The organism is Pseudomonas sp. (assembly GCF_037994325.1).
Classification (GTDB): Bacteria; Pseudomonadota; Gammaproteobacteria; order Pseudomonadales; family Pseudomonadaceae; genus Aquipseudomonas.
Genome location: NZ_JBBNAH010000065.1, coordinates 1 through 8,480, shown reverse-complemented (window position 1 = coordinate 8,480; position 8,480 = coordinate 1). Strand labels below are relative to the sequence as shown.

General features: G+C 58.7%; 10 protein-coding genes. 3 read left to right on the top strand and 7 right to left on the bottom strand.

Translation table 11 applies throughout. The annotated features are described in order from the left end of the window. Window positions 1-346: 346 nt before the first annotated feature. The 4 genes from AAAB16_RS02050 to AAAB16_RS02035 form a co-directional block, all read right to left on the bottom strand. A complete protein-coding gene (locus AAAB16_RS02050) occupies window positions 347-1,114 on the bottom strand; it encodes an SDR family oxidoreductase (RefSeq protein WP_110614132.1) in 768 nt (255 codons plus the stop codon). Between the two features lie 84 nt (window positions 1,115-1,198). Continuing rightward, window positions 1,199-2,266 carry a phosphotransferase family protein gene (locus AAAB16_RS02045; protein WP_340661832.1) on the bottom strand — a complete coding sequence of 356 codons (1,068 nt, stop codon included), beginning with the start codon at window positions 2,264-2,266 and terminating at the stop codon, window positions 1,199-1,201. 209 nt (window positions 2,267-2,475) lie between these two features. After that, window positions 2,476-2,790, bottom strand: a complete 315-nt coding sequence (locus tag AAAB16_RS02040; protein ID WP_271194850.1) for an SCP2 sterol-binding domain-containing protein — start codon at window positions 2,788-2,790, stop codon at window positions 2,476-2,478. 62 nt (window positions 2,791-2,852) lie between these two features. Then, window positions 2,853-3,563, bottom strand: a complete 711-nt coding sequence (locus AAAB16_RS02035) for a histidine phosphatase family protein (protein WP_340661831.1) — start codon at window positions 3,561-3,563, stop codon at window positions 2,853-2,855. Between the two features lie 232 nt (window positions 3,564-3,795). On the opposite strand from AAAB16_RS02035, the gene sohB reads away from it, so the two are divergent. After that, window positions 3,796-4,815 (top strand): protease SohB, encoded by a 1,020-nt coding sequence (sohB, locus tag AAAB16_RS02030; protein WP_340661830.1) that lies wholly within the window; start codon window positions 3,796-3,798, stop codon window positions 4,813-4,815. 27 nt (window positions 4,816-4,842) lie between these two features. Further along, window positions 4,843-5,829, top strand: a complete 987-nt coding sequence (locus tag AAAB16_RS02025; protein WP_340661829.1) for a YhdH/YhfP family quinone oxidoreductase — start codon at window positions 4,843-4,845, stop codon at window positions 5,827-5,829. 160 nt (window positions 5,830-5,989) lie between these two features. Here AAAB16_RS02025 and AAAB16_RS02020 read toward each other — a convergent pair whose 3' ends face one another. Continuing rightward, window positions 5,990-6,427, bottom strand: a complete 438-nt coding sequence (locus AAAB16_RS02020) for a hotdog fold domain-containing protein (RefSeq protein ID WP_110614126.1) — start codon at window positions 6,425-6,427, stop codon at window positions 5,990-5,992. Between the two features lie 107 nt (window positions 6,428-6,534). Between AAAB16_RS02020 and AAAB16_RS02015 the strand changes: the two genes are divergently transcribed. Then, window positions 6,535-7,113 (top strand): TetR/AcrR family transcriptional regulator, encoded by a 579-nt coding sequence (locus tag AAAB16_RS02015; RefSeq protein WP_340661828.1) that lies wholly within the window; start codon window positions 6,535-6,537, stop codon window positions 7,111-7,113. Between the two features lie 27 nt (window positions 7,114-7,140). Here the strand turns inward: AAAB16_RS02015 and AAAB16_RS02010 are convergent, their stop codons facing one another. Together AAAB16_RS02010 and AAAB16_RS02005 are read right to left on the bottom strand one after the other, a co-directional pair. Next, window positions 7,141-7,989, bottom strand: a complete 849-nt coding sequence (locus AAAB16_RS02010; RefSeq protein ID WP_340661827.1) for a hypothetical protein — start codon at window positions 7,987-7,989, stop codon at window positions 7,141-7,143. A 266-nt stretch (window positions 7,990-8,255) separates the two neighbouring features. Continuing rightward, window positions 8,256-8,480 (bottom strand): DUF934 domain-containing protein (locus tag AAAB16_RS02005; protein WP_340661826.1); only part of this gene is annotated, 225 nt, incomplete at its 5' end.

Sequence of the window (8,480 nt, the reverse complement as noted above, 5' to 3'; positions counted from 1 at the left end):
GTGTGCGGGTTGGGCTAGTAGGGGGAGTAGGGGCAGTAGCAGGGCGGTGAGCTTCATCCAGTGCATCCGTGGCTGTGGAGCGGCGCGGGCATGGTGACAGGTCGTGTGGGGGTTTGCTGGGGGGATTGCGGGGTTATCGCCGCGAAGGCGGCTGTTGAGCATTTTGGTGATGGGGTAGATCGCGGCCCTCTCCCCAGCCCTCTCCCGCGAGCGGGAGAGGGGGCCGATCGGGGTTTGAGGCGGCATCGAGGTTGCCTTGCGTTGGTGAGCGTAGCGAAGGCCAACAGAACGGCAGCCAATAAAAAAGAGACCCGTAGGTCTCTCTTTTTTGTGTGCAGCGTTGGGCTTAGGAGAGGAAGCCGCCGTCGACGTTCAGCGCTACGCCGGTGGTGTAGCTGGAGGCGTCGCTGGCGAGGTAGAGCACGGTGCCGGCCATTTCGCTGGGGTCGGCTACGCGTTTCAAGGGGATTTGTTGCAGGGCGGTTTTCAGGATGGCGTCGTTGCTGACCAGGGCGGAGGCAAATTTGGTGTCGGTCAGGCCCGGCAGCAGGGCGTTGCAGCGGATGCCGAATTGGGCGGTTTCTTTGGCGAAGACTTTGGTCATGTTGATGACGGCAGCCTTGGTCACGGAGTAGATGCCTTGGAAGATGCCGGGCGATACGCCGTTGATGGAAGCCACGTTGATGATGCTGCCTTTGCCTTTTTCACGCATCAGCTTGCCGGCTTCGATGGACATGAAGAAGTAGCCGCGAATGTTGACGTCGACGGTTTTCTGGAAGGCCGAGAGGTCGGTGTCCAGTACGTTGCAGAATTGTGGGTTGGTGGCGGCGTTGTTGACCAGGATGTCGAGCTGGCCGAACTGCTCGCGAATCTGCGCGAAGACGTTTTGGATTTGTTCCATTTCGCCAATGTGGCAGGCGATGGCGGTGGCTTTGCCGCCGTCGGCGATGATGGCGTCGGCTACGGCTTGGCAGCCTTCGATTTTGCGGCTGGAAACGATGACGTGCGCGCCTTGTTGGGCCAGCAGTTTGGCGATGGCTTCACCGATGCCGCGGCTGGCGCCGGAGACGAATGCGATTTTGCCGTCGAGGTCGAACAGGTGGGTCTTGGACATGGGGTTCCCCTGGTGGTGTGTCGCTGGGTGTTTAGGGCGTAGCCCGCCGCCGCCATTGGGCTGGGCGGCGGGCGCGCAGGCGCGTTACAGCGTGGATTTGTTGATGACCTGCAGGCTCGCTTGCTCCAGCAGCTTGTTTAGTTGAATAAACGAGGCGAAGCGTTTGTCCTGGGTTTGGCCGTGGAAGTAGCGGTAGTAAATTTGCTGCACGATGCCGGCCAGGCGGAACAGGCCGTAGGTGTAGTAGAAGTCGAGGTTTTTCACTTCAATGCCGGCGCGCTCGCCGTAGTATTCGGCGAATTCCTGGCGGGTGAGCATCCCCGGGGCGTTGCTCGGTTGGCGGCGCATCATCTGCATGGGGGCGGAGTCGGCGGCGTCAATCCAGTAGGCCAGGGTGTTGCCCAGGTCCATGAGCGGGTCGCCGATGGTGGTCAGTTCCCAGTCGAGCACGCCGATGATTTGCGTCGGGTTTTTCGGGTCGAGAATGACGTTGTCCAGGCGGTAGTCGTTGTGCACGATGGCCGGCTTGTGGTGGTCGGCGGGCATCTTGTCGCGCAGCCAGGCTTTGGCTACTTCCCAGCTCGGTGCGTCGGGGGTCATGGCTTTTTCGTAACGGTCGGTCCAGCCGCCGATTTGCCGCTCTACGTAACCTTCGGGTTTGCCGAGGTCGCCGAGGCCGCAGGCCTTGTAGTCGACTTGGTGCAGGTCAACGAATTTGTCGATGAAGTTTTTGCACAGCTCGCGGGTTTGCTCGGGGCTGAAGTTCAGCTCGGCCGGCATGTCGGTGCGCAGGATGATGCCGTTGACGCGCTCCATTACGTAGAACTCGGCGCCCATGACGCTTTCATCGGTGCAGTGCACGTAGGCTTTGGGGCAGTAGGGGAAGCCGTCTTTTAGCTGGTTGAGAATACGAAATTCGCGGCCCATGTCGTGGGCCGATTTGGCTTTGTGGCCAAAGGGTGGGCGGCGTAGCACGAATTCTTGTTCGGGGTATTCGATCAGGTAGGTGAGGTTGGAGGCGCCACCGGGGAACTGGCTGATTTTCGGCGCGCCAGTCAGGCCGGGAATGTGCGCCTTGAGGTACGGGTCGATAACGGCGGCGTCGAGTTCTTCGCCATTACGGATGCGGGTGGACTGGTCGGTAAGCGCCATACTTATCCCTTCTACTTATAATGAGGGCCTTAGATTATTGGCTAATCTAATGCCGAGGCGGGGCCGTCACAAGCCAAGCGGGCCCTTATTGGTGAGCGTGTTTGTGCTTAATCAGCGCGCCTGATTACTGCGCCCGGCGCGCGTGTAGACGAAAAAAAACCGGAGCCTGTGAGCTCCGGTTTTTTATTCAGCGTAGACGCTAAAACCACTTAAACCGGGAACAGTTCGCCCAGTTTCATGGCCAGCATCATGTCGCCTTCGGCGCGCAGTTTGCCGCCCATGAACGCTTGCATGCCGTCGGTTTCACCAGTGGTGATGCCCGACAGGGTTTCGGTGTTCATGATCAGGGTGACGTTGGCGTCTGGCGATACGCCAGTGGCCAGGTCAACGGTGCCGTCTTTAACGGTCAGGTAGAAGTCTTCGCCGTCTTCGATTTTGAAGCCGAACACCAGGTCCAGACCGGCAGCAGCGGCAGGGTTGAACTTGGATTTCATGGTTTGAGCGATGTCAGCAACTGTGGTCATGATTCGATCCTTTATAGTTTTCTAAGTTACGCGCGGCCTTGCGGGCCACAGTAGTCCGGAACTCAGCGGAAAGTGATGAGTTCCGGCGCCTTCAACAGCTCTAAGTGCGCGTGGCTGTTGAAGGAAGCCAGGGCCACCTCGGTACCGCGAAACTTAAAGCGGTTGAGCGAGGTGTTGACGATTTGCCAGTTCAGTTCGAAAGCTTGCGCGGCCGGTATTGCAGTTATTAGGTGCAGCATGGCGGTAATAGTGCCGCCTGATGTGAACACGGCAACGCTGTCTTTGCTTGAGGCCTGTTCGAGAATACGCGCCAGGCCGCCTTCTACTTGTTCTACGAATTCTTTCCAGCTTTGCAGGCCGGGTTTGTGGTGTTCGCCGGATATCCAGCGGCCGATTAGCAGGGCAAACAAGCGCTGAAATTCGCCACGGTTTTGTGCGGCGTTGCGTAAGGTGTCGAGGGCGTGCGGTTCTTCGGGTAACAGGTCGGGGAGTAGGGCGCGGATCACGGCGTCGGCGTCGAACTCGTTAAAGGCGGCGTCGGTTTCCAATTCTGGCGTGGCAATGCCCGCAGCCTGGAGTTGGGCGAGGGCGGCTTTGCCGGTGTGCTGTTGGCGCAGCAAGGTGCCGGCCAGGCAGCGGTCGAAGCGCACGTCGAGCTGGGCCAGGTGCTTGCCGAGAATTTCGGCCTGCTGCACGCCACGGTCGGAGAGCACGTCGTAATCGTCGGCGCCGAAGGAGGCCTGGCCATGGCGAATCATGTAAATGCTGCCCACGTGAGCGTCATCCCGCTACGGTGAAAGTTTGGCGAGGGTATGAGGATAGGTGGGGCCTGTCAACGAAAAAACATACGCTTGTTTGAATGCGGGCGATGCCGTTCTACCACGCAGCTTGTAACCATGAGTGCGCCTTGGGCCGCTGGTCGGCAACTGCCTGCGTCGGTATGCTGACCTTCACTTAACCGACGCCCAACGCTGGGCGCTTTACGGGCAACTCGAGGAAATACGCGTGGAGTTTTTAGCCGATTACGCTGGCTTTCTGGCCAAGACATTCACTGTGGTCGTGGCCATTGTGGTGGTGCTGCTGGCCCTTGCTGTGGTGCGCGGTAAAGGGCGCAAACGTAGTGGGCAATTGGAGGTCCATAAACTTAATGACTTCTACAAGGCCTTGCATGAGCGCTTGCAAGGCGCGTTGTCGACCAAAGACCAACTGAAGGTTCTGCACAAGGCGCAGGCCAAGGCCGACAAACTGGAGAAAAAGAAGCCGTCGGAAAAGCCGCGCGTGTTTGTGTTGGATTTCGATGGCGATATCAAAGCCTCGGCCACCGATGCGTTGCGCCATGAAGTAACCGCGCTGCTGAGCCTGGCCACGGCTAAAGACGAAGTAGTGCTGCGATTGGAGAGTGGCGGCGGCATGGTCCACAGTTATGGCTTGGCGTCTTCACAATTGGCGCGTATTCGTCAGGCCGGCGTACCGCTAACGGTGTGCGTGGATAAAGTCGCGGCCAGCGGCGGCTATATGATGGCGTGCATTGGCGAGAAGATTATTTCCGCGCCCTTTGCCATTCTGGGTTCCATTGGCGTGGTGGCGCAGTTGCCTAACGTGCACCGCTTGCTGAAGAAACACGAAATCGATTTTGAAGTGCTCACCGCCGGCGAATACAAACGCACGCTGACGGTATTTGGCGAAAACACCGAGAAGGGCCGGGAGAAATTCCAGCAAGACCTGGAAATTACCCATGAGCTGTTTAAAGACTTCGTCGCCAGCTACCGCCCGCAGTTGCAGATGGAAGAAATCGCTACCGGCGAAGTCTGGCTGGGCCAGCAGGCATTGGGTAAAAAGCTGGTGGATGAGTTGATGACCAGCGACGAATACATCGCCACCAAGGCGAAAACTGCAGATGTTTACCAGCTGCACTATGCGCACAAGAAAAGTTTGCCGGAGCGCGTTGGCCTTGCTGCCAGCCTGTCTATAGACCGCCTGCTGCTGAACTGGCTCAGCCGTTTGCAGCAACAGCGGTTTTGGTAATTCCCGGCACCGTCAGAGGAGAGTGAGATGAGTAAATTCAACGCACTACAGGTCAGTGAAGTCGCTGGCGTTTTCCAGCCGCAGGTAGTTGAGCGTGATACCGCGGACCTTCCCGCCGGCGAGTTGCTGATTCGTGTGCAGTACTCCTCGCTTAACTACAAAGACGCGTTGTCGGCCAGCGGCAACAAGGGCGTGACCCGTAACTTTCCGCATACGCCGGGCATTGATGCGGCCGGTGTGGTGGAGCAATCCAGCGTGGGCGAATTTGCCGTTGGCGATGAAGTGATCGTCACCGGCTACGACCTGGGCATGAATACTGCTGGCGGTTTTGGCCAGTACATCCGCATTCCGGCGGCCTGGGCGATCAAGCGGCCTAAGGGGCTGTCGTTGCGTGAGTCGATGGTGCTCGGCACGGCAGGGCTGACCGCCGCGCTGTGTGTCGACAAGCTGGAGCAAGCTGGGCTGCGCCCGGACAGCGGCCCGGTGCTGGTGACGGGCGCTACTGGCGGTGTCGGCAGTATCGCGGTGGTGCTGCTGAAAAGTCAGGGCTACACGGTGGCGGCGTCTACCGGTAAGGCGGAACAAGCTGAGTTTTTGAAAGGCTTGGGCGCGGATCAGATTGTTAGCCGTGAAGCCTTGCAGGAAGGCACCGACAAAGCCCTGCTCAAGGAACAATGGGCTGGTGCGGTGGATACCGTGGGTGGCGACATTCTGTTTAACGTGGTTAAAGCCACGAAATATGGCGGCAGCGTGGCCTGTTGCGGCCTGACCGCAGGCGTTGGCTTTAAGGGCAGCGTAATGCCGTTCATTTTGCGCGGTGTGAACCTGCTGGGTGTGGATTCGGTAGAGCTGCCGATGGTGGTCAAGGCGTCGATGTGGGATCGCCTGTCGGTGCAGTGGAAACTCGACCTCGAGCCGCTGGTGGAGGAGGTGAACTTGCAGCAGTTGCCGGAAGCGTTGACGCGCATTCTGGCCGGCAAGATGGTTGGGCGGGTGTTGCTTAACCTGGGCTAATCATAAGGGGGCTTCGTGCCCCTTTTTCTTTTGCCGGCTATCTGGTTCCCCGCCTAGGCGGGGATGACGTGTTTGACACAACTATCTGCGTCGTCCCCGCGCAGGCGGGGGCCCAAAATCCCGCGGCAAAAGAAGAGGGTGCGTTAAGCAGGCCCTACCGTTATGCCTTGCTCACATACATGGTGATCTCGGCGCGAAACACTGCCTTTTCCCCCACGTATGCCATTACCGGCACCTTCACATCCCCTAGCACCGTCCAATCCACCGCGCTGCCATCGGCTACGGTGCGTACGTCACCATCGGCCTTGGCCAGGTATTCCACGGTCATGCCTTTGGGAATCCAACGGCAGCCGGCCGGAATGGATACATCGGTCATGGTGCCCGCCACCAATTCCGCCGAGTTACACAGCGCAATCGCATGCACCGTGCCGATATGGTTCAGCACTTCGCGGCGTTTGGCGACGGTCACTTCGGCATAGCCTGGGCGCAGTTCGACAAACTGCGGAAAAATGCTGGCGAAGTAGGGCGCGACCTGGCCGATCATGCCGCTGAATTGGGCGGCGCCAGCTTGTTGGTACATCTGCATCATTTGGCTCATGGCAATTTCCTGACGATTTAGTGATTGAAGAGAAGTGCGCGCCAGGTCAGTATTACCACTATTAGAAATTAATTCTAGAAATATATTCTAATTTGTTGAGAGCACCCATGGCCCGAGCTTCCCGTAAAGACGACATCCTGCAAGCCGCTTTGGCGTTGTTCACTGAGATCGGTGTAGACGCCACCACCATCGAAATGATCCGCGACCGTTCCGGCGCCAGCATTGGCAGCCTGTACCACCACTTCGGCAACAAAGAACGCATCATCGGCGCGCTGTACCTGGCGGGCACGGGCGAGTATGCGGCGCTGCTGGAGCAGGGCTTTGCGGAGGCGAAAAGCGCGAAAGACTGCGTAAAGCTGCTGGTCACCAGCTATATCGATTGGGTGATGGCCAACCCGGACTGGGCGCGGTTTGTGTTGCACAGCCGTGGCCGAGTAGAGGCAGGGGAAATGGCCGAGCAGTTGCGCGAGGCCAACCGTGAACACTTCGCGCGAATTTTGGCGGCGCTAGCCGGCTACCGCGAACAGGGGCTGTTCCGCGAAATGCCCGCCGATTGTTTCGCCTCGGTGATCATTGGCCCTACCCATGACTTTGCTCGTAACTGGCTCGCCGGGCGAACCCAGACCGAATTCGCCAGTTGCCGCGATTTACTCGCGCAACTGGCGTGGGAAAGCGTTCGGGCTTGAGCCTTATGGTTAAGGCTGAATAGCGGTTCAGTCTTCGCTGCCGATAAACCGCTGCGCGCGGGTGGGCCTGACTGCGCAGAGGTTGAGCGCGGGTGATGTCGCGCTGCGTTTCATGCGATCGCTGGCGTGAGCGCCATCGCAAGTTTGAAAGCAGGTGCCGTTGCCTGGATGGACGGCGGAAACGGAGCTAGGGATGCGGCTGTTGGGCGGCACAGTTTCAGATAGTTCGGGTAAGTGGCTGTTGCCGTCTGGCGTGAATTGCCGGCGGTTTGGATTGTTTATGGGCGAGCCCCACTGGATTGGCTGACCTGGCTGTAGCGTCACTCTGCTGGCTGAAACAATTCGTTCCGGTGCGATGTGCAAGGTGAGCACTTCGTTTATGTCGCGGATAGCGTTGTGCTGCAGAATTCGTTGTAGCGTTTGCGCATGGCTGTGCCCATAGCCGTATTGATTGTGCTGGCCGGCCTCTATCACCTGGTTCACCACGCTCAGTACGTCCAGGTAGGAGTCGTCGGTTTCAATGGTGTAAACCCATGCAACCAACGGGCTTTCCTCAAGCGGCGTAGCGTCAGCTTGCCTTCGTAGAAACTCGTTGAGTCTTGGGCCGCTGCGGGTTGTGCTTATCCAGGGCGAGCGCTGGCCGGGACCGCACATTAGCCCGAGGGCGTGATCCAGTATGTTGTAGTTGTTCAGCGTTCCCTCAGCGGGGGCGCTGTTGACAATGCCACCGCTGAACACTTCGTCGGGCGGGCTAGCATCGAGACGGTAGACGATCTTGCCGATGGCGGGGGTTGTCGGTTGCGCCTGCAGTGCTTGGGCGTTTGCCAGCAACATCAGCAGGCTCAGATTAGTGAGCAATTGCGAAATCCTGATCATGGCTTATTACTCCCTGCACATGCAGCGGCAGGTAGACGACGGTCGCGTGATGCAGGTAGTCATGGCGTCAGTCCCTATCAACGTATTGAAGAGCTTGGAGGGTGACGCGATGGCCGCTGCAGCAGAAGCGGTCGATTCCGGAAAGTGCTCGGGTAATAAGCGCTGGCGAGCGCTGCAACTGCCGAACTGGGCGACGAAAAAGGAAAAAATCAGCGCAATAAAAAGCCCCGCAATAGCGAGGCTTTTTATTGACGCCTGGTACCGGCTTAGGCGCGGCGACGGAACAACGGTTGCGGCTGGTCCGCCGAGGCTTGGTACACCTCGTTGAACTCGCTAAACGCTTTCAACGCATCTTCCGGGTCTTTGTCTTCGCGCAAGGCGAAGGCGTCAAAGCCCACACGCTGCAATGCCCACAGCTGATCACGCAGCACATCGCCAATGGCGCGCACTTCGCCTTTGTAGCCGTAGCGGGTGCGCAGCATATAGGCGGT